The sequence below is a fragment of the Clostridium sp. ATCC 25772 genome, assembly GCF_001573875.1.
In the GTDB taxonomy this organism is placed as follows: Bacteria; Bacillota; Clostridia; order Clostridiales; family Clostridiaceae; genus Clostridium_J; species Clostridium_J senegalense.
On the sequence record NZ_LFRG01000010.1, the window covers coordinates 76,659 to 102,689 of the forward strand.

A 26,031-nucleotide genomic window follows, 5' to 3' on the forward strand; every position below is an offset into this window, starting at 1 on the left:
TCAATAAGTGCTTCTATTATTATACTATATATTTTAATTTTTTCATTTATTTTGATAAAGAAATATCAAAAAAATAAAATTATAGCTAACCCATATATTATAATTATTCCAAAGAAAAATTTTTCATTTTTTCTTTTTGTATTCTTTCCAAATCAAAACTTAGCTCATTTTTATATTTATCTTTTATATCATCAATACGTCTACGATATTTATTGTATTTCTTATTACTGACCTCTTCTTGTAAGATGGTATAAAATTTAATATCTTTCATTATCTCTTTCCTCTAAAACAATCTATAATTTTAAATTTTCTTCTCATTGTTTTAATTTTTTACACTTACAGTTACTATTCAATAATACTATATATAGTCCTTTTTTATTACATTTCTAATTACAAAAGTAGTTCTAATCGTTCACTCTATACAATTTCTAAATAAAAAATAATACAAATTAAATTATATGTAACAAATTTTTTATAAAAATCATTATTCACTCAACATATTAAAATAACAATAAAAAAACTCTTATTCTCCAATGAACTATATTTATTCAACTACTCAATTAGAAGCTTTATATTTTAATTCAGTTTCTATATTATCTTGCTATTTATTATATTATAAATTTATTCGCATTTATAATATACAAATATATATTAATATTACCTATAATTATAACAATTTTAGTAAATAACTATGAAGGTTTTTGCATTGAAACTATAGCTGATTGTGAAGGTATCAATCGTAAATATATAACTCTTAAATTTAATTTATTATAAGTTAAATTTATTTCTATGATAAATAATAAAGGATGCTAAACAGCATCCTTTAAAATATATTTAACTTTATATTCTAGTCTTAAAGCAAATAACCTTATTTTAAATATTTGAACCTATTCCAAAATAATTCTTTATTTAATTTGAAAGTTAATCCATCATAAAGGTTTCCTATAACTTTCCTAATATTGATTTCTCTATTTACTTCTTTAAATCCACATTTTTTAGCAAGTCCTATCATTCTCTCATTTACTGACCATGTTTGTGTGTATATATCTAATGATTGTTTTGATTTTAATACATAAGAAATAAATAATGAAAATGCAGCTTCACCCAACTTTTTATTTCTAAATTCATTATTTACAATATCAATTCCTATTGCAAACTTTGTTTTATTTCCATCAATAAAATATGATGAAACCCAACCAATGTGTTCCCCATTAACATAACATACCTCTAATCTACTACGTATTTTGGGTAAATCTTTGTTTAGTTTTTTTAATAGTTCAATTTTTAATTCGCCTATATTTACATTTTCTTCTTTTTCCCAAGGAGCATCCCAATCTTGCCATTCAACTTCTTTTGTGTTCCAAATTATATAATCATCTATATCTTCAACACCTGTATCCCTTAAAAATATATCTTGATTATAGATTTTAAATACATTTTTATTAATTAAACTTGACATATTTATATCTCCTATTTCAAAAATAAAATTATGAATATTCTATAAATAACTAATTCAAATATACGTTTATGTACTTGGAATATCTACTAAAAGATTATTCAACAAAAAATTAGGTGTTTGCTCATATATATAATTTAAAATTCCTTGACCTTTACCTTCTTTATAATATTCTGTTGACTTAACTTCATTTAAAAATTGTATAGCTAAATCCTCAACACTTCTTGATGTTGTAATTTTCTTATCTTTCTTTGCAATCTCCACTATAATTTCTGAGTTACTTCTCATATAGTTTGAAAATGAATTTAATATAGCACTCTCAATTTCAATATCTGATGGAAAATATGGCTTAGGATTAAATTTGCTATCTGCCTGTTGATTTGATACTTCCTGCTGCTCTAACTCTTGAGACTCCTCTACCTGTTGTTGCTCCTCTTGCTGTCTTGCTTGTTCTTCTTCTATTTGTTTCTGATTTTCTATCTCTTGTTCTTTTTTAGCCTCTTCGTCCTTCTTTTTCTGTTCTTCTTCTTTTTGCTTCTTTTCCTTTTCGACTTTCTCTTTTTCAACCTTTTCTTTCTCTTCTTGTTCTTTCTGCATTACTATTTTAGTTTTTTCAATAGCTTCTCGCTCTATCTTCTTAATATGTTTGCTGATACCATAACCTATTCCTCCACTTATAATCATGATAGCAATTATGCAAATTATTAATATTTTTTTATTCCTATTCACTTCTTTAATTCCCCTTATTTTGTATTTTTACATTTTCTATTATATCATTTTTATGTAAAATTTAGTATTAATTTATATATTTATACACAAAAAGACCTGTACTAAACAAGTCTTTAAGTTATATACTAATATTTATCTAATTATAATCTCTATAATAACAGTTATAATCAAATTTTCAGATATTCAATATTAAACTATCCTATTTCATTTGAAATTTTAAATATTTTTTAACATAGATATATTCTCTCCTACTTCATCTATTATTTTGTATTCTAAGCTTTTATATAATGAAAAAGCAGGTTTATTATATTTAAAAACGTTAAATAACACTTTTTTAAGTCCCTTTTCTTTTGCTTCTTCTTCAACTAAAAGTAAAGTCTGCTTTCCATATCCTTGTCTACGGAAATTTTCATATATTAAAAAATCACATATAAATGCTATATCTTTCTGATACTTTTGGTACCAAATAATCCCCACATCTTCATTATTACTATTTACAACCATATAAATAAAATTATCTTTTGTATATTTTCCTTCTGGTAAAAATCCATGGAAACTTTTTTTAGCACTTTCAAGTGCATCTTCCTTACTGCATAGACCTGATTTTATCAAATCTTTTGAATAATCTAAAATGTCCCATTCAGCGAATTTATCAAATTCATCATCACTTAGTTCTCTGAACCTTATACTAAAATTTTTCACTTTATTTCTCCTTAACATTTAAAATTTCATAACAAACCTATTTATTTTAGACCATATTTACTAAAAACTAATGAACTAATTTTTTCTTCATAACCTTCATTTATAAATCCCAACTTTAACATAAGATTTTTACTTGCAATATTTTCTTTTTCAACACAAGCCACAAATTCATATTTATCATAATGATTATGTAATTCTTTAATTAATGCTGAAAGTAATTCATAAGCAAAACCTTGCCTATGGTATTTATATGAAATTGTATAGCCTAGTGAAATAGTTCGATTTTCTATAGAAATAAAAATATCTCCAACAATTTCATTTGTTTTTTTGAAAATAATAGCCAAACGCTTTTTGCCTATAGAAAACAAATCATCATTTTTACTCTTTTCAATAAGCTTTGTTAAATTTTTATTATCTTTAAATTGACCTCGTTGAAATTTTGAGCATAAATCATTACTTCTATAGTCTACTAATTCTTCTAAATCCTTAATTTCAAAATTTCTTAAAGCCAATCTTTTAGTTTCAAAATACATAAATCTCACCACATTTATACTTTCAAAATTTTTGTTTGATTTTTTTGACCTAATCCAAGGACGTCGCTTCTCATGGTAGGCATAAGAATCAGATGAAAATATATTTAGAGTTTCTTTAAAGATTTCACAGATTAGCATTTTAAATTTGTTCATTATTACTTTTTAATACTATCAAGGCAATAAAGCTAACTAAAATAACATTTATATTATCGCTAAAGTATCTTAAATCTAATGACCAAATTATAAAAAATACTACTGAAGTTCCACCTATGTAATCAATACTGCAATTGATTTTTCTATTTTTCTTTAAAGCTATTCTTATAGGGAAACAAGCTCAAATTTAAATTTATTCAATAACTTTAAAATATTTTTATACAAAATATAGTGTTGAGTTCTAAGTGATTCAGAGCATGTCTCACTATTTGGGATATCCAAGTTTTGGAATGGATAATTTTAAAAGTCAACTTGGAACCCTATACATATAAACAACTAATAATTAATATTCCTACAAACCATAAACTGAAATTTATTAAATCCTTTGTTATAATCTCTTTATCATAATACTTATTTCCATAAAAATTTTAAAATTCCTTTATAATGTCATGTATATTATTGTTACACTATAATATATAATTTTAAAAACAAAAATTATTTTCATAAAAATAAGCTATCACACAACTAATTTTAGTTAATTATGCAATAGCTCATTATTACTTTTTATTTAAAATTTATATCAACTTTTCATTAAATATTCCATCTAAATTAAGTTTATTTACTCTATTATATATTTCATCTTTATCTATAGTATATAACCCTAGCTCTTTCATTCTATTAAAGTACTCTGCACCTGCAAAGGTATATCTATTTCTTCGTCCTTCTTTTGTTTTTACTTTTTCATTAGCATAGGCTATTAAGTCTCCTATTGCTAATGCTCTTGGAAGTATTAACAGTGGCATTCCTAGGTAATTTCTTACTGCATTGTGTCCTGCGAGACTTCCTGTACATATGGCTTCTGTGTGACCTACAAATAACCCACTTTTCTCTCCGCCACAGAATAAATTTGAAAGTCCATCAACTTTCATATCATCACTTCTAGGTGCTACTGATAGATATCTTATAGAATTTCCTTTTCCTCCTGCATATGGATCTACAAACTTGGCATTTTCTAATCCATGTATTTTTCTTAATTTTTCTAATGGATAATAAGAAGTCATAAGTTTTGCATGTCCTGTATCTAGTAATACTATATTTTCCGCAAACTCCTTTAGTGCATATTGTTGACATACCTTTTGTTTTAATTTATCTAAATTTATATCTTCTTTCGGTACTGTTAACACTACAACACCAGTTTCATCTAATTGTTTTACTATTTCATCTGAAAGAGTTTCTTTAGCTAATTTGCAAGAACCACTAAATGCTCCATAAACATCTTCATCTCTTTCACCTTTTATATCTTCAATACCTGCTCTATAACTTATACTTATTCTTGGTCCAAAAGATGGACACCTTAAAACACACATAGAACATCCATTTCCATATCTTAAACAATTACCCATTGGACCTGTAGAACCTGTGGTTTCAATAAAAACATCACCTTCTATAAAGGAGCCATCATTAATATAAACACCTTTTAATTTATCTCCATCTTTTTCTACATCTACTACTCTAGTTACAACTTTAATCTCTATATCAAGCCCTTCAACATATCTTCTTACATCTGGCTCAATTTTATTTACATCATAAAGCCAAGCATGCTTATGCCCTGGAAAATCTATATCTTTATGCCTTGTATTTCTATCTGTTATATTTATTAAATCCCCAGCACCTAACGCTAATAATTCTTCTGCTGCTGTATATCTTCCGTTGTTTCTCATTATTCCTCCTACGTTTCCTAGTCCTAGTAATAAATCTGTTTTTTCTATTAATGTAACATCTGCACCTGCTTTTTTTGCTGTTATTGCAGCAGCTACTCCAGACCATCCACCACCAATTACAACGACTTTCACAGTGTTCTCCTCCCCTCTAAAATGTACTTAGGTTCAGTTTGTATTTTGCACAATCTTCTTAGTTTGTCATCATTATTTATTCTTGTACAACAACCACAAACCCCTTCACCACAACACATTTTTTCATTATTACTGCAAGAAAACTTAATATCCTTGTCATGGGCTTCTACAATTCTCATAATCTGGTAATTTAAAATATCTGCTGCATCGCAATGTACTATTGAAATATCATTTTCATTTAGTATATCTTCTAAAACTCTTTTAAATTTCCCACTTAATAATCCACCAGGTATTATACTGGTACATTCTATAACTTTATCTGAATACTTTATAAGTTTATCTTTTATAAATATATTTTCAAATGGACTTTTATCTATTATAGTTATAATTTTGTTTTCATTATGATGCAACCACTCTATAACTGGAATCATAGGCGCCTGTCCTATGCCTCTTGCAATAAGTAAACATTGCTTTTTCTTAGTTTCTAAAATTGATTTTACACCTAAAATACCATTCCAAAATGGTCCTTTAACCAATAAATAATCATCTTTATTAGCTTTTGCTAGTTCTTTTGTCTTTAATCCCTTTAATTCAACTGCAAAAGTTAAAGTACTATTTTCCCCATCATTTTCCATGATAGAAATAGGGGTGTCGTAATTGCTTTCTGTATCTTCTCTTCGTAAAAATACAAAACTTCCTGGACTAGCAAGTTCACTAACAAGTTTATCACTAGCAGATATTTTTAATATTAATATTTTATCTTCTAATATTTCTTTATATAAAACTTTGCATCTTTGATGTTTTCTTCCCGGTTTGCTTTTAAAATTATTTGTAACAAATTCTTGGTAGATGCAAACCCCATTCCAATTGCAACAGTCACAAAAATCTTTACCATCTAAATGTGAACATAGTATACAATTACCAGACTCCGCCAAATGACAGGGACAAAATTCACTTCCGCAGTCTATGCAAGTATAAGGTTCATAACTCATTTCAAAACCTCCTATAATACTCTACTATTAGAATATTTACATCATAAGCATTTTGTTACATTTTATAACTAAAACTACAAAACAAAAAATTGCCTTAAATATAAGGCAATTTAATAATTTTAGTTTAATAATTTTTCTTTTATTATTTTATATATAGGTTTTTTCTCTATTTCATTTTGAGATAGCATGTATTCATAAACTATTTTTCCATTTTCATCACTTACTCTAACAGTTCCTATTTTTTCTTCTTCGCTTATTGGTGCTTTTAAATTTTCTGGTACATCTACTTCTATATTTAATTTTTCATCTTCTTTAACTGGAAGAATTACGTCTTTTCTACTTATCAAGTTTAGCTTTCCATCACCATTTTCTATTTCTATGTTCTTTAGCACTTCGCCCTTTGAAATTACTTTTTTATAATCATAAACTTCATCTACATAATTAAAGATTTTTTTTGTTTCTTCCCATCTAGGAGTACAATTTAAAGTTACCATTATTATATCTCCCTCTCCCATGTTTACTGATGAAACAAGACATTTTCCAGCGCCTCCAGTATATCCTGTTTTTACACCATTAGCGTTAGGCATTTGATATAAAAGTTTATTTATATTTTGATAATCTCTTGTAAATCCATGTTTTGATTTATCTATTGATTTTGAAGATACAATTTCATGAAAAATGGGATTTTCTTTAGCTTTTTTAGTTGCTATAGCTAAATCATATGCTGTTGAATAATGATTTTGACTATCAAGACCATGTGGCGACTCAAAATGAGAATCTAACATTCCTATTTGAATACAATATTCATTCATAATACTACAGAAACCTTCTACAGATCCTCCAATACCTTCTGCTATTGCTATTGCTGCATCATTTCCTGATTTAAACATAAGTCCATATAACAATTCATATAATGTAATCTTTTCCCCAGCTTTATATCCAACTGTAGACCCTCTTATTGCTGCTGAATTTTTTGAAATAGTAAATTCCTCTTCTAAATCGCCATAACTTAATGCTACTAAAGCAGTTACTATTTTAGTAGTGCTCGCTACTGGTACTAAAGAACGAGAATTTTGTTCAAATAATACCCTTCCACTTAAACTATCTACCGCAATTGCACTTCCTGCATTTACTCTTAATTTTTTAGGACTTGCATAACATACAGTACTAAATATTTTAATAATAAGAATTGCTACAAGTATTACTGAAAGAGATTTTATATGTGTTTTTTTCATTTTTCTCACCTCTATATATTACTTTGAAAATTATGCTAAATGTGAATATTATTTCCCAATATGGTTAGGATAACTTATAGCTATTTAATTATAAATTTAAAATCCTATTTTATTTATTGGAGGATAACTATGAATTATTTTTTATTTATTTTAACAATAATATTAGCAATATTATTTTGTCCTATTCCTCTAAAATTAAAACTGAAATATATAAATAAAAAACTAGAAATTTTTATTTATAAAAAAAATTTAAATTTAGATAAAAAAACTAAATCTAATAAGATAAATATAGAAAAAAAAGAAGAACCTTCTAAAGAAGGTGGTATTAAAAGAAAATTTTCAAAAGATAAACTTTCTTCAATAGATATAAAAAGTTTATTAAATGATTTAATTTATAATAAATTCAAAGTAAAGATGAAAATTAAATCGAAAGTTGATTATTCGCTTTCAGATGCAGCACATACTGCTATTGTCTATGGATATGCTCATCAAGGTTTTGTACTTTTGCAATTAATTTTAAAACTCTTTTTTAAAGTTAATGATTTTAAATATGATTTAGATTTTGAGTTTAATAAAAGTTACATTAATGTGGAAACAGAGTGTATATTTTTTATAAGTTTAGCAAAAATTATATATGTATGCTTTTTAGTCTTTAAAAACATAAAAAGAAAAGATAAAGTTAAAATTTCACAGCCAGTATAAGCTGTTAAGTAATAAATTTATGTATTACTTAAATTGCTGTTAAGGAGGAGTTTATAAAATGGATAATCATCCAATAGAAAATCTTATGAAAGCAACCATGGAAAATATAAAAGATATGATCGATGTTGACACAATTGTTGGTAAACCCGTTACCGCTTATGATGGTACAGTTATAATACCTATATCTAAAGTTTCCTTTGGATTTGGATCTGGTGGATCAGAATTCGAAAGTGACAAAAATAAAAATTCTATAAATAATCCTTTTGGTGGTGGTTCTGGTGCAGGAATAAGCATCAAGCCAGTAGGTTTTTTAGTAGTTAAAGGTGATTCTGTAAGATTGCTTTCAGTAGATCACAATAATAGTTATGATAAATTAATAGATAGTATACCTCAAGTTTTTGATATGGTAAAAGACCTTTTCAAAAAAGATGATGATTATAAAGAAGATACTAAGAATAATAAGAAATGTTGTTGTGACAATGATGAGTTTGGTACTATAGATGACTTAGATATATAAATATATCTCCTTTCGTAAAATAAAGCAGTAAATTAATTACTGCTTTATTTTAATCCTTAATTATATTAAACTGTTTCAATTTTTTCTTTGCTTTCAATTTCTTCTACATTAAAAGTTTCTAAAGAAGGAAGTTCATCTATATTTCCAAAATCAAAATATTTTAGGAATTCATCTGTTGTACCATATAAATTAGGTCGTCCAACAACATCTTTTTTTCCACTTTCTTTTATAAGATTTTTATCTATAAGGGTATATATAGCTCTATCACTTTTAACCCCTCTTATTTCTTCAATTTCTACTCTCGTTATAGGTTGTCTATATGCTATTATAGATAAGGTCTCTAAGGCTGCTTGTGACAAAGATTGTCTTACATTAGTTTTTAATAATTTTTGTATGTAACTAGAGTTTTTTGGTTTTGTTACAAATTGATATTCTTTGTGATTTTTTATTATTTTAATGCCTCTACTTTCGTCTTCCTTATATATCTTCATAATATCTTTCATAAGTTTCTCTGTATATTCTACAGAACATTCTATTATTGAAGCTATAGATGATAAACTTATAGGGTCTCCACTAGCATAAAGCAGTGACTCTATTATTGAAAAATATACCTTCTTATGTGAAACTTCTTCGATTTCTAATTGCTCTTTATGCAAATTATTCATCTTCATCTGTCCTTTCTATATCATCTACTCTTTCTACATATATATCTGAGAAACTTTTTTCCTGTATAACATTTACCGTTTTTATTTTAATAAGTTCTAACAGTGCTAAAAAAGTTACTATTGCTTCACTTTTACTTTTATATCCTTCTATAAGCCTTGAAAAATGTATCTTAGGATAAGTTTTCATAAGAGTTGTAATTTCTGTCATCTTATCCTCTATTTTAAAGGTTTCAATTTTTATTTTGTCTTCAAAAAAATCTCCCTTTTCATTCATCTTATTAAGGTAATTATTCATCAACTCATTATATAAATTATATAAATCAAGCATTGTTCTATTTTTTAATAAATCTGCAATAGTTTCTTTTTTAGGATTTTTCTCTTCTATTATTTCTGGTTTTTTACTAAATACAGCTCCAGTTTCTAACTGTCTTTCACCTAAAAACTCAGCTACCATTTTGTATTTTTTGTATTGAATTAGTTTTTCCACAAGCTCCTTTGCTGCATCTTCTTCATTTTCATACTCTTCCACTTTAGGTTTAGGCAACAACAGCTTGGACTTTATTTCTATTAAAGTTGCTGCAATAACAATAAACTCAGAAGTTATTTCTAAGTCCATTTCTTGCATAGTTTTTAAATAACCTAAGTACTGATTAGTTATTTCTAATATTTTTATATCATATATACTCATTTCATTTTTCTTAATTAAATGGAGTAATAAATCAAATGGGCCTTCAAAATTTGTTATTTTTATACTTAACGACATATAAAACTCATCCTTTATAAGAATATAAAACCAAATTATTAAATAAAATTAAAACATCAATTTTAATCTTATATTAAATATTATGACTTTATAAATTTCTTTTTTCATATTTTCTAATTATACCACATGAAATTATTTAGTAAAAGAATAGACTTTATTGTGTCTTTATGTAGTTAAAAAAGTTATGGATATTAACTTTTTATAATATCCATAACCTTATATATAATTTAACTTTCTTTTTTTAATTTATCAATCAATTTTTTAGGATTTACAATTTTTTTAATCTCATATTCTTTATCATTCTTTTTAATTTTTAAAACATCACCAGTTTCCAACGCAGTATTCCAAAATACTTCTGGTGTAATATCGGGTTTAACCTGACAAGCCAATGCATATAGCCCTGCAATATATGGTGAACACCAACTCCAACCACCTTGAGAATAAAAAGCATACTCTTCTTTTCCTGTTTCACTTGCAAGTGTTCTTGAATCCATTGGAATAAATAATACTTCACTCTCTTTTAAACCTTTAATTCTAATATTATAAAATTTATCATTATCATCAAAAAAAAGCTTTTCGCTATAACAATTAGGTTTATAAGATGAAATTTCATCTGGATTACTCAATATATCTCTTCCAAGTCCATCATAAGCAAATCCATAGGTGTTTTTTAAAGATGATGAAACCACAAATATATTTTTATCTTTTGCTCTTTTTACAGCATCCATAAATTCTTCGTATCCTTTTTCTTTAGGATTAACTCCTATAGAAAGAGAAATAACTCTAATTTTTTTATTTTCTTCTAAAGTTTCATTTACCTTTAAAATTTTATCAATAGCCTTTACTAACCATACGAAATTCATCTCAACACTTCCAGACCTACTATCTCTGTCTTCCCAACTTGTTGAAATATAGTATAAATCTGCATTTGGTGCTATTCCTACAGTTTCTCCTACAGCAATAGATGCCACTCCCGCTCCATGCATAGTAGGTGAATTTTCAAAACTATGAAATTCTTCATAGTACTTAAGATTATCCTTATATTCCACATGATCTTTTAATAACATCCCATCAATTATTGCAATTCCAACATTCTCTCCTTTAATGCCACTTTTGTGAATGGTTTTTACTCCTAAGCCAGGATTCTTTCCATATTTAATTATTTTCTTAGGTTTATATTCTTTAGGAAGTTTTTTAGGCCACTTTGTAATAGTATCAAATGATGCATGAACTAAATTATCAGTTTCATCACTTAAATCTAACTGTGATAAATCCTTCCCCCTTACATCAACCTGAAATGATCCATAATTATTAGGATCATATTGTGGTAACTCTGTTAATTTGGGTATAGAATTTGTGTAACTAGCTTCATTTTTATTTAAAAAAGTCTGAACACTATTCAAATCTCTATTACATCCAACAGTAAATATAATTGTAGATATCAATAATATAATAAAACTTTTTCTCATAGTTCCCCCTCATAATTATATAGTTTTTATATTTTAAAGTTATTAAATAAATTTAAATTGGAGCTTATTTCCCTATATAACTCTTTACTACAATAATTTTATAGTATCATATATAAGCTAACTAACTAATTTTAAATCCAAATATTAACATTTTGTTTAGAATATTTATTTTAAAAATCTCTCATTATAAAAAGGGATACCAAAAGTATCCCTAATTTAATATTATAAACTTATGCTTTAAAATTCAACTAAGTTTACAACTCCAAATATATTACTTATATTATCTTTTAAATTTCTTAAAAATTGAGATTGTTTTACTTCTCTATCAGTATACATTTGAACAGTTCCTATTAATTCATCACCCATGTAGTATTCACAAGTTCCTATTATGTCCCCTTCTTTATAATGTTTTTTCTCCATATCAATATTGATTTTTTTAGTTATTTCTGCATCTTTACCTTTTTCTAAAGTTATATTTAAGCCTTCATTTGCTTTTGCAATAAAGAACTTATCTCCTTTTTTGTTTAATGGAATAGTTTCTATTTCCTCATCTTTAGCTACTACTTTTTTACTTTCAAATTTTGCAAATCCATAATTCATCAATTTGCTTGCTTCTGCGTTTCTTATTTTATATGTAGGTGAGCCCATAACAACAGCTAACATTCTTACATTATTTCTTACTGCAGTTGCTGATATACAATATTTTGCTTCTTCAGTATATCCAGTTTTTAATCCATCACAGCCTTCGTAAAATCTTACAAGTTTATTATGATTAACAAGTTCTATAGGTGTTTTACGTCCTTCTGATATTGTCTCCATATAAATTGATGAATATTTTAATATTGTAGGATGTTTTAAAAGTTCTATAGACATTGTAGCTATATCTCTAGCTGTACTTAAATGTCCTTCTATTGGAAGCCCAGTACAGTTTTTAAAAGTTGTATTAGTCATACCAAGTTCTTGAGCTCTTTTATTCATCATATCAACAAAAGATTCTTCACTTCCACCTAAATGTTCTGCCATAGCTACAGCTGCATCATTACCTGATGCTATAGCTATCCCTTTTAGTATTTCCTCAACAGTTCTTACTTCACCTTCATCAAGAATCATACTACTTCCACCCATGCTCTTAACTTTAGCACTACATACTATTTTATCATCTAGTTTTAAATCTCCATTATCTATTGCTTCCATAGCAAGAAGCATTGTCATTACTTTGGTTACAGATGCTGGAGCAAATTTTTCATCTAGATTTTTTTCATATATAACCTTTCCAGTAGTAGGTTCTATAAGTAATGCTGATTTTGCATCAACATCTAATGGTGCTGATGATTTTGTTTCCTCTTTTTTATTGATTTCTTTTCCATCTTCAACTGCTATTGCTGGAACTGTTATTTGAAATAATAATAATAAGCTTAAAATAACACTTATAATACTTTTCTTTTTCATTTTTATCCTCCTTATGAAATTAAACTATTTAAGCTTATTTTTACCTAAAAAGAAAAATTTATTAATATAATGATAAATAAAATTATTTTTTCGAACAAAAAAAACTGGCTAAATAAGCCAGTTCAATTTTTATCTTATTATGTCGTGTACTAGTGGTATGTTATCTGTATAATTTTCAGATATTACATAGTTATCTAGTATACCTTTTTTAGCCTTTTCTATGTTATTTTCATCATTTGAATGGATATATGCTAAAACATCTCCTTTAGAAACTTTTTCTCCTCTTTTCTTATTTAACACTATTCCTACTGCTAAATCTATTTCAGATTCTTTAGTTGCTCTACCTGCTCCAAGTTCCATTGCAACTATTCCCATTTTATCTGAATGTATTTTTTCAACTACTCCATCTTCTTCACTTAAAACTTCTACAACATATTTTGCCTTTGGAAGTTTTGATGTGTCATCAATAACTGAAGTGTCTCCACCTTGAGAAGCAACAAATTCTTTAAGTTTTTCTAATGCTTTTCCATTTTCTATTACTTCTTTTAACATTTTTCTAGCTTCATCTCTATCTTTAGCTTTTTCAGCTAATATAATCATTTCACTTCCTAATGTTAAGCATAATTCTTCTAAATCTTTTGGTCCATTTCCTTTTAATGTTTCTATAGCTTCTTCAACTTCTAATGCATTACCTATAGCTAATCCTAAAGGTTGATCCATATCTGATAAAACAGCTATTGTATTTCTATTAACATTTTTACCGATGCTAACCATTTCTCTTCCTAATATACGAGCATCATCTACGGTTTTCATGAATGCTCCATCTCCAACTTTAACATCTAAAACTATTGCATCAGCACCAGAAGCTATTTTCTTACTCATGATACTTGATGCTATTAAAGAAACATTATCTACAGTTGCTGTAACATCTCTTAATGCATATATCTTTTTATCAGCTGGAACTAATTGAGCTGTTTGTCCTGATACAGCTATTTTTAATCTATTTACATTATCTATGAATTTTTCTTCGCTCATTGCAACTGAAAAATTCTCAAAAGTTTCTAATTTATCAACAGTTCCACCGGTGTGGCCAAGACCTCTACCTGACATTTTAGCAACAGGTACTCCTAAGGCTGCTACCATTGGAGTTAATATTAATGTTGTAGTATCTCCAACCCCACCTGTACTATGCTTATCTACCTTTATTCCTTCTATTTTTCTTAAATCTATAACATCTCCAGAATTCACCATTGCCATAGTTAAATCTGCAGTTTCTCTATCATTCATTTTTTGAAAGTATATAGCCATTAATAATGCAGACATTTGATAATCTGGAATTGTTCCATTAGTATAGTTTTCTATTATAAAATTTATTTCTTCCGTTGAAAGTTCTTCCCCATTTTTCTTCTTTAATATTAAATCGTACATTCTCATATTTTGTTACCTCCTATTCTGCATAGTTTTGCAGAATTATTTTAACTTATTATTTTAACTTATTGTTTAAAATTAAAAATTTAATTTTAAAGGTATATTTTAATATAAATTCTACATTAAATCAATATTAATTGTATATTACATTAACAAAAAGTACATATTGTATTAATTAAATGTACATATATACTGTACAAATTACATATTTACTGTATAAAATATTATAGATGTATCACAAATAATGATACATCTATAATTTATTTTATTTATATTATAATTTTTCTATTATTGTTTTAACTAATGCAGTAAAATCTTTTTTTACTTTTGCAGAAGTTTCCATTACTTCTTCATGATTTAATGGTTGATCAAGTATTCCTGCTGCCATATTTGTTATACAAGAAATTCCTAAAACCTTTATTCCACAATGTCTAGCTGCTATAACTTCTGGAGCTGTAGACATACCTACAGCGTCAGCTCCTAATATTCTAGCCATTCTAACTTCTGATGGTGTTTCATATGTTGGGCCTGAGAACATCATATAAACGCCTTCTTTAAGTTTTAATCCTAAATCATTTCCAACTTTTTTAGCTATTGCTACATATTCTTTTGAATAAGCTTCAGACATATCTGGGAATCTTACACCTATTTCTTCATCATTTTCTCCTATTAGTGGGTTATTACCACAGAAGTTTATATGATCTTTTATTATCATTAAGTCTCCTGGTATAAACTCAGTATTTACTCCACCAGCTGCATTTGTAACCATAAGAGTCTTTACACCTAAACTTTTCATAACATATATTGGTAATGATAATAATTGTATATCATACCCTTCGTAAAAATGGAATCTTCCTTGCATCATTATTACATTTTTTCCATTAAGCTTTCCAACTACAAATTGACCCTTATGACCTTGAACAGTTGATACTGGAAAGTTTGGTATTTCATTATATTTTATTACTACTTTTTCTTCTATATTATCAGCCATATCCCCTAAACCAGATCCTAATATTACACCTATTTCTGGTTTAAAGTTTAGTTTACTTTCTATGTATTTAACACTTTCTGTAACTATTTTCATATTCATAGCAGGTTCCTCCTAAATGACGTATTTATCTTAAAAAATTTTCTATTTTAATATCTAGTTATTGCTTCTTCTTTTTTACTAACTCTATTTTTAATTTACACTTGAATTTATTTTATTATTTGATTTTTGAAACTTTCTCCATTTAAAGAGTTTTCTATATCTAATAAATCTAATATTGTCTTTCCTATATCACAAAAACTATTTCTTATTTGTAAATTAATATTATTTTTTAGATTTTTTCCATAAACTAATAATGGAGTGTATTCTCTAGAGTGATCTGTACTTTCATCTGTTGGATCACATCCATGATCTGCCGTTAATATAAGCACATCATCTTCTCCTAAAGCTTCCATTATTTCTGGTAGTCTTTTATCAAATTCCATTAAAGCATCTGCATATCCTTTTGGATCACTTCTATGACCATATTTCATATCAAAATCAACTAGATTTGTAAAAATTAATCCTTCTTTATCAGTTTTTAAGTATTCTAAAGTTTTATCTACTCCATCCATATTATCTTTTGTATGAATAGCATCTGTAATACCTTTTTTATTAAATATATCTTCTATTTTTCCAACAGCCATTACAGATTTATTGTTTTCTTTAATATAATCTAACATAGTTTTTCCAAATGGATCAACTGCATAGTCATGTCTATTTGAAGTTCTTTTAAAGTCACCTTTTTTACTTCCTAAAAATGGTCTTGCTATAACTCTACCTACCATCTTGTCACCAACTAGCATTTCTCTTGCTATTTCACACATTTTATAAAGTTCTTCTAGTGGTATTATTTCTTCATGTGCAGCAATTTGGAAAACACTATCTGCTGAAGTATAAACTATTGGGTAGCCAGTTCTCATATGTTCCTCACCTAATTCATCTATGATAACTGTACCTGAAGCTACTGTATTCCCTAATATTTTCCTTCCGATTTTGCTCTCAAATTCATCTATAATTTCTTTTGGAAATCCTTGTGGATAAGTTTTTAATGGTTGAGTTAATACTAAACCACTAATTTCCCAATGACCTGTTACAGTATCTTTTCCTTTTGAAAGCTCCATAGCTTTTCCATAGTTTGCCATAGGGTTTTCTAATGAATCAACATTTTTAATTTCTATTATATTACCTATTCCTAATTTTTGAAGATTAGGTAATGAAAATCCTTCTACTACTTTTGATATATTTCCTAGTGTATTAGTTCCAACATCTCCATATTCTTTAGCATCTGGAAGTTCTCCTACTCCTACACTATCCAATACAATTAGTGTAACTTTTTTTGTCATTTTTTTAGCTCCTTTCTAGATTTCTAGTTTTTATTTTTATCCTGTTTTTAAATTATTGTATTTCAATTCTATATAAATATTATAATCGAAAAATTTTAATTAGAATGGATTCTATAGTAATTAGAACAAGATATTACTATTTTAATATAAATATCATAAAATTTAAATAAAAAATCTTAACAACTTAGTAAATTTAAAGGTTTATTATAATTTTTAATAAAATTATAGGTTCTATATTAAATTATTTTTACCTATTATAAGTTTTATATAATACTTTTCAATTTAAAAAACTACAACTTTTATTTATTTTTTACAAATATCATATTATGTTAATTATTAATATAACGTTTTAATTAAGGTTTTTCAAGTAAAATTCATTAACAGTTGGTTATATATTTAAATTTTAATATATACGCTAAATTCAAACCTTATTTTATATATCAAGCTCTTGGATGTGCCTTTTTGTAGATTTCTTCTATTTTATTTTTTTGAGATATGAATGTATATATTTGTGTAGCACCAATACTGCTATGTCCAAGTAATTCTTGAACAGATTTTATATCTGCTCCATTTTGTATAAGATGAACTGCAAAAGAATGTCTTAAGGTATTAGCATTTATATACTTATTTATGTTTGCTTCTTTAGCATAAATTTTTATTATTTTCCAAAATCCTTGACGTGTCATCTTTGTACCTTTTGTATTTAAAAATAGGGTTTCCAGATGGTCTATATTAAAATTATCTCTTACTTTTAAATATTCTTTTAATGCTTTAACTGCAGCTCTACCTAATGGAATTATTCTTTCATTTCCATTCTTTCTTTTAACTTTAATATATTCCATTTCTAAATTTTTATCAAAAACAGTTAGATTTAAAATTTCACTTACTTTCATGCCAGTTGCATACATTATTTCCAACATAGCTTTGTCTCTAATTCCCTTATCAGTAGTTGTATCTGGTTGTTCCAAAAAACTATCTACTTCTTCAACTGTTAAAATTTTAGGAATCTCTTTAACTTTTTTGGGAATATCATAAGCTAAAGTTGGATCCTCTTCAACAAATTTATTTATAATAAGATATTTATAAAAATTTCTTATTGAAATTATATTTCTTATTACTGAAGTGTTAGCTTTACCTTCCCTTTGCAATTTTTCAGCATAAATCATTATAGTATCTGTATGTATTGAATTTAAATTTTCCTCTCTACTTTTTAAAAATTTAATAAAATTAGAAATATCTCTAGTATATGCCTCTATTGTGTTCTGTGATAAATTTTTTGAGTGTAAATTTTGAATATATTTTTTTAATAATTTTTCCATAATAATACCTCACTGTACACAAAAATGCCCTAATGGGCATTTAAAATAATCATATTTATATAATGAAACTTCAACTTATTACAACTCATAAAAACATTTTAATATAAATGTAGCTTTTTGAGCATGCACTCACTCTTATATTATCTAAAGTTTACGATATATAAATTAAAGAATAATTTTGAAATCCTATAGGGAAATAAGTTCCAATTTTAATTTAGACATTTATACATTTAAAAGCCTACAAAGTTCTTAAATATATAAATGTAATTATATAGTACTTCCAATGGTTTATCAACATTTCTACCAACTAAAATACTATTCTCATATACTCTCGTATTTTTAGTAAAAAAATATATAGTTGTTTCTAATACATTTGGTAATATTATTCCCATAAAAATTAAAATCCCTAAAGTTTTTAGATATAATAGTAAAAATTTTTTAACTTCGCAACTCATAACTGCTCCTTTATTATACTATAAATCTTATTATAATTGGATTAAGTACACTTTCAACTCCTGAACCTATTATAATTACAATAGTTAACATAATAAAATTTTTTATATATTCTTTAGTTGCAAATGGATTAGTTGAATTTCTTTTTAATTTTATTAAATTTACCGAATATTTTATAGCTAAAACAGAGGCTATTACTATGCATGGTATATATATTAAGTTTTGTGGCAATACAGAAAATATTCCTAACAAAGCACCTTTATTCGCAAATTTTGAAATAAAAAAGCTAAAAGAAAACCCTAAAGTAAATCCCTTTATTATGTTTAAAATTAAAATTACAGGTACACCTACAATAGTAATTCCTAAAATACCATAAGCTAAAATAAATAATCCATTATTTTTAATAGCTTGTACAAATATAGCTTTGCTATTTATGCCTTCTCCTGCTACAGATTGTAATATAATGTTAATATAATTGACCATAGTGTCATTTTCAGCTGGTGTTAAATACTTTACACAACATATCCCCAAAATTATTCCTACACAAATACAAACTGTAGCAATAAAATAAATTAGTGCATTATCATTTATATTTTTTAAAATTTTTTCTGATATTATATTTTTACTCATTTTTACCTCCTAAGTTTTTTTATTTATTCTATAATTTATGTTTTCTAATTCTTTATATCTATAAATATGAATTAATCTTTTATTATATGATTATTTTCTAAATGTGTTACTAATTTAATATACTAAAAAAAGATTGAATTATGATAAAAATCATAATTCAATCTTTTTAAATTATTTATAAGCATTTAAATTTTATTTATTATAAAAAGCCTAATGCAGCTATGGTTTTTCCATCTATCACTTCACCATTTTTTATTTTTTCCTTTAATTTATCTATAGTTATTTCTTTTACATCTATAAACTCATCCTCATCGCCACCTATAGTTCCATCGTATAAATTTGTTGCTTTATATATATAAATAATCTCATCACTAAATCCAGGAGTAGTTGCTATTTTCCCTAAGAACTTTAAATTTTCAGCTTTATATCCTGTTTCTTCTTCTAACTCTCTTTGAGCACATATGACAGGCTCTTCTCCAATTTCTAACTTCCCTGCTGGAATTTCTAATATAGTTTCATTTAAAGGTTTTCTAAATTGACTAACTAAAAGGATAGTATTTTCATCCTTAAATGCTAAAATAGCCACAGCCCCTCTATGTTCAACTATTTCCCTTTTACTTGTCTTTCCATTTGGAAGTTTTACTTCTTCTATTTTTAAATTTAATATTTTTCCTTTGTGTATATAATTAGTACTTATTGTCTCTTCATAAAATTTCATAATATCCTCCAAAATATTTTATTTTAAATATTAAATAAAAAATTTTTTTAAATTAATATTCTATTATTTTATTATTAAACATTTACTATTTCAATATCCTTTATCTTAATACATAAAACTACTTAAAACTTTTTGTAATGACTTATATCTCTATATCATTCATTCATATATTGTTTTTTATCCACGTTAATTTATAATCTTTTAATGGTGGATATTTTAAACTGTCTAAATAATTTCCACCCCACGTTTTTTCTTTTATCCACTGTGCATTCATTCTTGAAGCTGAAAATCTAATTTTTTTATTTTTATATTGATATTTATAATAAACTTCTGGATCTTCACCTTTAATATAGACCATGTAATTATATCCACTAACATCCCAATTTTTTAAAAAATCTTCAACCACAATATCATTTCTTGATATACCCTGTCTATCCATATAATCAAAAATAGTTTTTTTAGCAATATATCTGCTTGTAAATATCCATATTACAATAAAAATTATTATTAATAAGAATATAATAATCTTCTTTTTTCTAAAACTGAGTTTATTATAAGATTCAAACCCATCTTGCATAATACTTCCTAAATTACCCCTTAGTTGTGTAATATACTACTACTCTCTTATATTGTTTTATTAATATTAAATATAATCATTAGTCTTCATATGTTTATAATCATATAATAGCTATATTAATCAAAATACATCAATTTTAGACTCTTTACAACTTTATTGAAGTCTACATCCTTAATTTCGTTTTTAAGCTTCCTGACGCATTTAAACTACTTTAATAGCTTACTAGAATTTATTTTAATTATAACTTTATTATATAATTATTAAAATATACTTTTATGTTATTTAAATATCTACTTAAAATTAAAACTAATATATATTTTATAACTTTTTTATTTTCAACTCTCAAATAGACATTAATATAGGGAAACAAGCTCCAATTTAAATTTATTCAATAACTTTAAAATATTTCATACAAGATGCAGTGTTGAATTCTACGTGATTCAGAGTATGTCTCTATTTTAGGTATCCAAATTTTGGAATGAATAACTTTAAGAGTCAACTTAGAAGCCTATATAATCACTCTTGTACTACTTAATTTATTTTTCCCAAATTATAATATTTCTTTTAATTTTTTACATGAAAAAGGCACACATTTAATCAAATATAATATAAATATTTAATAAAACATATACCTTTTCTTAACTTACACTTATTATTTTTAAAATTATAAATTTCTCAAAATATTTGTTAGCTAACTCTATTTTTTAATCTTAATTTATCTGCAACCATAGCTATGAATTCACTATTAGTTGGCTTACCTTTATCATTATGGATAGTATACCCAAATAATTTATTAATTGTGTCTACTTGTCCTCTGCTCCAAGCTACTTCTATAGCATGTCTTATAGCTCTCTCAACCCTACTTGCAGTAGTATTGTACTTTTTAGCTATAGTTGGATATAATTCTTTTGTTACTGCTGATAAAAATTCTATGTCATTTACAACTAATGTTATAGCTTCTCTTAAATACATATACCCTTTAATATGTGCTGGTACACCTATTTCATGAATTATATTAGTTATTTCTGTCTCTAAATTTATTGGTCCACTTTCAGCTGTTTTTGATATTGTTGGTACTTCTGATACAACTATTGGTTTCTTATTTTCATCACCTGTTATTGTGTTATTAAACATTTGTCTAATTCTTTTTGTAAATACATCCATATCAAATGGCTTAACCACATAATAATCTGCACCTAAAGTTATTGCTCTTTGAGTTATTTTATCTTGACCTACTGCAGATAAAACAATTATTCTTGGCATAGGATCTAAGTTCATACTGTTTAATTTTTCAAGTACACCTAATCCATCTAAATGTGGCATTATTATATCTAAAACTACTAAATCTGGTTTTTTCTCTTCTATGAATTTTAATGCCTCTATACCATCTTTCGCTATAGCAACCACATTAATATCTTTTTGACTTAGTAAGTAGTCATTAAGAATATTACAAAATTCCTTATTATCATCTGCGATAAGTACACTGATACTATTTTGTTCCATATTATATACTCCCCTTTTCCTACTAATTACCATTTTCTAACAATCTATATTTTCGACAAAAGAAATATAATTCCTTCTTTTAAATTAAAAAAAAATGAATTTTGTAATTATTTTACACTTTTTCAAATTTAAAATTAAAATAATAAAATGCATAAGAACCCTCTCTTATACATTTTATTATTTTTCTTTGAAAAAATCTATCTATTTTGATAAAATATCTGAATCCTTTAGCATCCAGTCAATATATATACCATAACCAGTGTCTGGCTTGTTAATTAAAACATGTGTTACAGCACCAATTATTTTACCATTTTGTATAATTGGGCTACCACTCATACCCTGAACTATACCACCAACTTTGCTTAAAAATTCTTCATCAGTGATTTTAATTACCATACTTTTAGATCCTGGTTCATTCTGTGGTAGTAATTTTTCAATTTCTATATCATAAAATTTAGGTTCATTTCCTTCAATTGTAGTTAATATTTGTGCTTTTCCAAGCTTTATCTCATCTCTTGAAGCTATTGGTAGTGGATTATTATAAACTCCATTTAATAATGAATTATTACCTTTACCAAATATTCCACATTCTGTATTATATTCTATATTACCTAAACTACTATTTTCATCTGTAAAAATTCCTCTTAATTCTCCTGGATTTCCTCTTTCTCCTTTTCTTACTGAAACTATGTTAGATGAAATTATTTCTCCATTTGATATAGACATAATATTTCCTGTGTCTACATCTGTTATTGGGTGTCCTAATGCTCCAAATCTTTTGCTTTTTTCATCATAAAAAGTTAATGTTCCAACACCAGCTGTGGAATCTCTTACCCAAAGTCCTATTTTATATTTGTCATCATCTAAGCATTTAACTGGTTTTAACTTAACATCCATAGTACTTTTTTCTCTTTTAATAGTAATTAAAATTTCTTCGCCATTACATCTATTTACAAAAGTTGCTACATCTTCTGAGCTATTTATTTCTTCATTATTAATTTTCAATATACTATCGCCAATTTCTATTCCAGCTTTAGCTCCTGGACTAATTAAGCCATTATTGGTTTGTATATCAGATAATGCTATTACTAAAGCTCCTTTAGTATTTAACTTTATTCCTAAAGGTTGCCCACCTGGATATAATTTAACTTCGGAAGCTTTAGCATATAAACTTTTATTTAATTGTATCGAATCTTTATTTATATTACTTACGCTAAGATCTAAATTTTCAGTTTTAAGTATTCCTTCATTATAGCTATACGAATTATCTTTATTTAATTTAAAAGCCAATTCAATGTTTTTACCTAAATTTCCCGAACTAAAAATTATAATAAAAAATATTATACTTGATATAAATAAAGATAATATATTATTTCTATTTTTTTTCATAATGCTATGCCTCCTTTTAACTTTGTATTTTTAAATTTCCCAAGTTTTAAATTTATTATGTTGATATTATATTTCTTTAAAAGTTAAAATCATAAGATGTTACTATTATTTAGATAAACTTTTAGTATAAGTTTGGAACATAAAAACCTTGTAACAATAAATATATTTAGGTTTTAAACTGTACTTACTATTAATACCTTTTTTATTGTATTAAAATTTCCTTGTATATAACTTTTATTTATATAATTTTTTATATGACAAATAATATAAATATATCTCCTAATATATATTGTATGCTTAACTTATAAATAACTATTGTTATTTTTGTAAATTAATTTTATTTTTTAATATTTATCTCTGATATAGAATTTTAAAGTAAATTGTAAAGTCATTCATTTATCTAGTAAGAAATGTTTTTTAAAAACGGACTATAGTTTCGTGCTAAACCATTAACTCTTACCTTTTTACTGACTATAATTATAATCACTTTTATCAACTCATAACAAAAGTCTAATTAATAAACTTAAATATAAACTTATTTTCCTATATTATAAAAAATATATTCTATAATCATACAAAATACGCTTCACTTAATAAATTAAAATGTTTATATATATATATGAATAGATAAAAAAATTTTAATTTACAAAATTTACACAAGAAAAAAACCATATAAAAATAAAATTTCAATCTTATTTTCATACAGTTTTTTTATTTTTATACTATATTACGTTTTAATATATTAGCCATTTCTATCATTTCTTCTGAATTATCTAGTGTTAACTTAGTTACTTCGCTTCCACCTATCATTCTAGCTATCTCATATTTTTTCTCATTCTTATCCATTTTTCTTACTTTTGTAAAAGTTTTATCATTTGTGGATTCTTTTGCTATTAAGTAATTATAATCCGCCATGCTAGCTATTTGTGGTAAATGAGTTACACATAACACTTGGTGATTTTTTGATATTAAATACATTTTTTCACCAACTCTTTGAGCTATTCTTCCACTTATTCCAGTATCAATTTCATCAAATATAACAGTTGGAATTTCATCTTTGTCCACAAATACCGTTTTAAGTGCTAGCATTATTCTTGAAAGCTCTCCACCTGAAACTATCTCTTCTAACGGTTGAAGTGGTTGTCCAGGGTTTGTTGATATATTAAATTGAACTTTATCCATACCATTAGAATAAATATTTTCTGTAAGCTCTATATTTATTTTAAACGTACTCTTATTAAGTCCTATGTAGTCCAATTCATTCTTTACTTTTTTTTCAAGTTCTTCCCCTATTAAAACTCTAATATTATGAATTTCCACTGCTTTTTCGCCCATTTTTTTTTCCAATTCAGTTTTTTCTTTTTCAAGCTTTTTTATTATTTCACCAAAATTTAAAAGTTCATCATAACGAATTTCTAAATTTTTTTTATAATTTAATATTTCTTCTATTGTTTCCCCATACTTTTTTTTAGCTATACTTAATTGATACATTCTTCCATTAACAAATTCTAATTCTTTTTCATCATAATATATATTATCTTTTATAGTTCTTATATCATCGATATTTTCTTCTATGATATAATAACAACTTTCTAGTGCAGATACTATTTTTTTTATTTCAGATTTATTATTTTCTATAGTTTTTAATTCCCTAATAACATATGATAATCCATCTACAGTAGAATAACCTTCTTCTCCACTGTTTCTTAACATACTATATGAAAGTAATAAACTCTTTTCTATTTTTTCTGCATTAGATAACATTGAAAAACTTTCTTCTAATTCTTTATCTTCACCTATTTTAGGATTTATATTTGAGATTTCATCAATTTGAAATTTTATAAAATCCATATTCTTTTCTCTATCGTTGTTATTTCCTTTTAATTCTTTTATTTTTGATTCTATTAAAGATAATCTTTCATACAATTTTCTATATTCGTCCAATAGAATTGTTATATTTTCACTTCCAAAAGCATCTACATAAATTATATGGTTAGAATTATCTAAAAGATTTTGATTTTCATGTTGACCATGTATATCTAATATCGATTCACTAATAAGCTTAATTTTTGATAAAATTAAAGTTTTGCCATTAGCTTTAGCTATAGTTTTACCAGTGTTAAAACTTTCTCTTGTTAGCACTATTACATCATCATAATCTACTTCTAACATATTTAGTGTAGATTTTATTTTTTCATTGTCTATTGTAAATATTGCTTCAACTACAGTTTTTTCTTCCCCAACTCTTATAAGATTTTTATTAAATTTCCCACCTAAAACAAAATTAATAGCATCTATCAATATAGATTTTCCAGCTCCTGTCTCACCTGACAAGACGTTGAATCCATTTTCAAAATCAATAGAAAGCTCTTCTATTAATGCAAAGTTCTTAATATTTAATTGTAACAACATAATACATCAAC

25 protein-coding genes are annotated in these 26,031 nt (G+C 25.7%); 2 read left to right on the forward strand and 23 right to left on the reverse strand.

Annotated features, from left to right (window positions below; translation table 11 throughout):
- Positions 1-103: 103 nt before the first annotated feature.
- From AZI32_RS18310 to AZI32_RS05015, 8 genes are all read right to left on the reverse strand, one after another.
- Complete coding sequence (locus AZI32_RS18310) at positions 104-271, reverse strand: hypothetical protein (RefSeq protein ID WP_157450843.1); 168 nt, start codon at positions 269-271, stop codon at positions 104-106.
- Positions 272-868: 597 nt separating this feature from the next.
- Positions 869-1,459, reverse strand: a complete 591-nt coding sequence (locus tag AZI32_RS04985; RefSeq protein WP_061994799.1) for a GNAT family protein — start codon at positions 1,457-1,459, stop codon at positions 869-871.
- Positions 1,460-1,525: 66 nt separating this feature from the next.
- The gene (locus AZI32_RS18315; RefSeq protein WP_061994800.1) at positions 1,526-2,185 is read right to left on the reverse strand and encodes a hypothetical protein; all 660 of its coding nucleotides are present in this window, start codon (positions 2,183-2,185) and stop codon (positions 1,526-1,528) included.
- 216 nt (positions 2,186-2,401) lie between these two features.
- Positions 2,402-2,887 carry a GNAT family N-acetyltransferase gene (locus AZI32_RS04995; protein ID WP_061994801.1) on the reverse strand — a complete coding sequence of 162 codons (486 nt, stop codon included), beginning with the start codon at positions 2,885-2,887 and terminating at the stop codon, positions 2,402-2,404.
- A gap of 41 nt (positions 2,888-2,928) precedes the next feature.
- Complete coding sequence (locus AZI32_RS05000) at positions 2,929-3,420, reverse strand: GNAT family N-acetyltransferase (RefSeq protein ID WP_061994802.1); 492 nt, start codon at positions 3,418-3,420, stop codon at positions 2,929-2,931.
- Positions 3,421-4,148: 728 nt separating this feature from the next.
- On the reverse strand, positions 4,149-5,426 hold the full coding sequence (locus AZI32_RS05005) for an FAD-dependent oxidoreductase (RefSeq protein ID WP_061994803.1): 1,278 nt from the start codon (positions 5,424-5,426) through the stop codon (positions 4,149-4,151).
- Positions 5,423-6,418 carry a sulfide/dihydroorotate dehydrogenase-like FAD/NAD-binding protein gene (locus tag AZI32_RS05010; protein WP_061994804.1) on the reverse strand — a complete coding sequence of 332 codons (996 nt, stop codon included), beginning with the start codon at positions 6,416-6,418 and terminating at the stop codon, positions 5,423-5,425. The genes AZI32_RS05005 and AZI32_RS05010 overlap by 4 nt, the downstream gene beginning before the upstream one ends.
- 119 nt (positions 6,419-6,537) lie before the next feature.
- Positions 6,538-7,653: a D-alanyl-D-alanine carboxypeptidase family protein gene (locus AZI32_RS05015; RefSeq protein ID WP_061994805.1), complete on the reverse strand. Its 1,116-nt coding sequence runs from the start codon at positions 7,651-7,653 to the stop codon at positions 6,538-6,540.
- Positions 7,654-7,782: 129 nt separating this feature from the next.
- Between AZI32_RS05015 and AZI32_RS05020 the strand changes: the two genes are divergently transcribed.
- Complete coding sequence (locus AZI32_RS05020; RefSeq protein WP_061994806.1) at positions 7,783-8,355, forward strand: DUF2953 domain-containing protein; 573 nt, start codon at positions 7,783-7,785, stop codon at positions 8,353-8,355.
- A 58-nt stretch (positions 8,356-8,413) separates the two neighbouring features.
- Positions 8,414-8,872 carry a GerW family sporulation protein gene (ytfJ, locus tag AZI32_RS05025; RefSeq protein WP_061994807.1) on the forward strand — a complete coding sequence of 153 codons (459 nt, stop codon included), beginning with the start codon at positions 8,414-8,416 and terminating at the stop codon, positions 8,870-8,872.
- A 65-nt stretch (positions 8,873-8,937) separates the two neighbouring features.
- On the opposite strand, the gene scpB is transcribed toward ytfJ, so the two are convergent.
- The 15 genes from scpB to recN form a co-directional block, all read right to left on the reverse strand.
- Positions 8,938-9,537 (reverse strand): SMC-Scp complex subunit ScpB, encoded by a 600-nt coding sequence (scpB, locus tag AZI32_RS05030; protein WP_061994808.1) that lies wholly within the window; start codon positions 9,535-9,537, stop codon positions 8,938-8,940.
- The gene (locus AZI32_RS05035) at positions 9,530-10,300 is read right to left on the reverse strand and encodes a segregation/condensation protein A (RefSeq protein ID WP_061994809.1); all 771 of its coding nucleotides are present in this window, start codon (positions 10,298-10,300) and stop codon (positions 9,530-9,532) included. The genes scpB and AZI32_RS05035 overlap by 8 nt, the downstream gene beginning before the upstream one ends.
- Positions 10,301-10,527: 227 nt before the next feature.
- Positions 10,528-11,769 carry a S8 family serine peptidase gene (locus AZI32_RS05040; protein ID WP_061994810.1) on the reverse strand — a complete coding sequence of 414 codons (1,242 nt, stop codon included), beginning with the start codon at positions 11,767-11,769 and terminating at the stop codon, positions 10,528-10,530.
- 237 nt (positions 11,770-12,006) lie between these two features.
- Positions 12,007-13,218 carry a D-alanyl-D-alanine carboxypeptidase family protein gene (locus tag AZI32_RS05045; protein WP_061994811.1) on the reverse strand — a complete coding sequence of 404 codons (1,212 nt, stop codon included), beginning with the start codon at positions 13,216-13,218 and terminating at the stop codon, positions 12,007-12,009.
- A gap of 129 nt (positions 13,219-13,347) precedes the next feature.
- A complete protein-coding gene (locus AZI32_RS05050) occupies positions 13,348-14,652 on the reverse strand; it encodes a pyrimidine-nucleoside phosphorylase (RefSeq protein WP_061994812.1) in 1,305 nt (434 codons plus the stop codon).
- A 268-nt stretch (positions 14,653-14,920) separates the two neighbouring features.
- A complete protein-coding gene (locus AZI32_RS05055; protein ID WP_061994813.1) occupies positions 14,921-15,736 on the reverse strand; it encodes a purine-nucleoside phosphorylase in 816 nt (271 codons plus the stop codon).
- A 107-nt stretch (positions 15,737-15,843) separates the two neighbouring features.
- Positions 15,844-17,019 carry a phosphopentomutase gene (locus AZI32_RS05060; RefSeq protein ID WP_061994814.1) on the reverse strand — a complete coding sequence of 392 codons (1,176 nt, stop codon included), beginning with the start codon at positions 17,017-17,019 and terminating at the stop codon, positions 15,844-15,846.
- Between the two features lie 440 nt (positions 17,020-17,459).
- On the reverse strand, positions 17,460-18,338 hold the full coding sequence (gene xerD / locus AZI32_RS05065; RefSeq protein WP_061994815.1) for a site-specific tyrosine recombinase XerD: 879 nt from the start codon (positions 18,336-18,338) through the stop codon (positions 17,460-17,462).
- Between the two features lie 230 nt (positions 18,339-18,568).
- Complete coding sequence (locus AZI32_RS05070; RefSeq protein WP_061994816.1) at positions 18,569-18,793, reverse strand: hypothetical protein; 225 nt, start codon at positions 18,791-18,793, stop codon at positions 18,569-18,571.
- 13 nt (positions 18,794-18,806) lie between these two features.
- Entirely contained in the window at positions 18,807-19,421 is a 615-nt protein-coding gene (gene spoIIM, locus AZI32_RS05075; protein ID WP_061994817.1) for a stage II sporulation protein M, read from the reverse strand.
- A 199-nt stretch (positions 19,422-19,620) separates the two neighbouring features.
- Complete coding sequence (locus AZI32_RS05080) at positions 19,621-20,139, reverse strand: NUDIX hydrolase (protein ID WP_061994818.1); 519 nt, start codon at positions 20,137-20,139, stop codon at positions 19,621-19,623.
- Positions 20,140-20,302: 163 nt separating this feature from the next.
- Positions 20,303-20,716 carry a DUF3139 domain-containing protein gene (locus AZI32_RS05085; protein WP_061994819.1) on the reverse strand — a complete coding sequence of 138 codons (414 nt, stop codon included), beginning with the start codon at positions 20,714-20,716 and terminating at the stop codon, positions 20,303-20,305.
- Positions 20,717-21,403: 687 nt separating this feature from the next.
- The gene (spo0A, locus tag AZI32_RS05090; protein ID WP_061994820.1) at positions 21,404-22,219 is read right to left on the reverse strand and encodes a sporulation transcription factor Spo0A; all 816 of its coding nucleotides are present in this window, start codon (positions 22,217-22,219) and stop codon (positions 21,404-21,406) included.
- 201 nt (positions 22,220-22,420) lie between these two features.
- Entirely contained in the window at positions 22,421-23,608 is a 1,188-nt protein-coding gene (spoIVB, locus tag AZI32_RS05095) for a SpoIVB peptidase (RefSeq protein WP_061994821.1), read from the reverse strand.
- A gap of 717 nt (positions 23,609-24,325) precedes the next feature.
- Positions 24,326-26,020 carry a DNA repair protein RecN gene (recN, locus tag AZI32_RS05100; protein ID WP_061994822.1) on the reverse strand — a complete coding sequence of 565 codons (1,695 nt, stop codon included), beginning with the start codon at positions 26,018-26,020 and terminating at the stop codon, positions 24,326-24,328.
- Positions 26,021-26,031 lie beyond the last annotated feature (11 nt).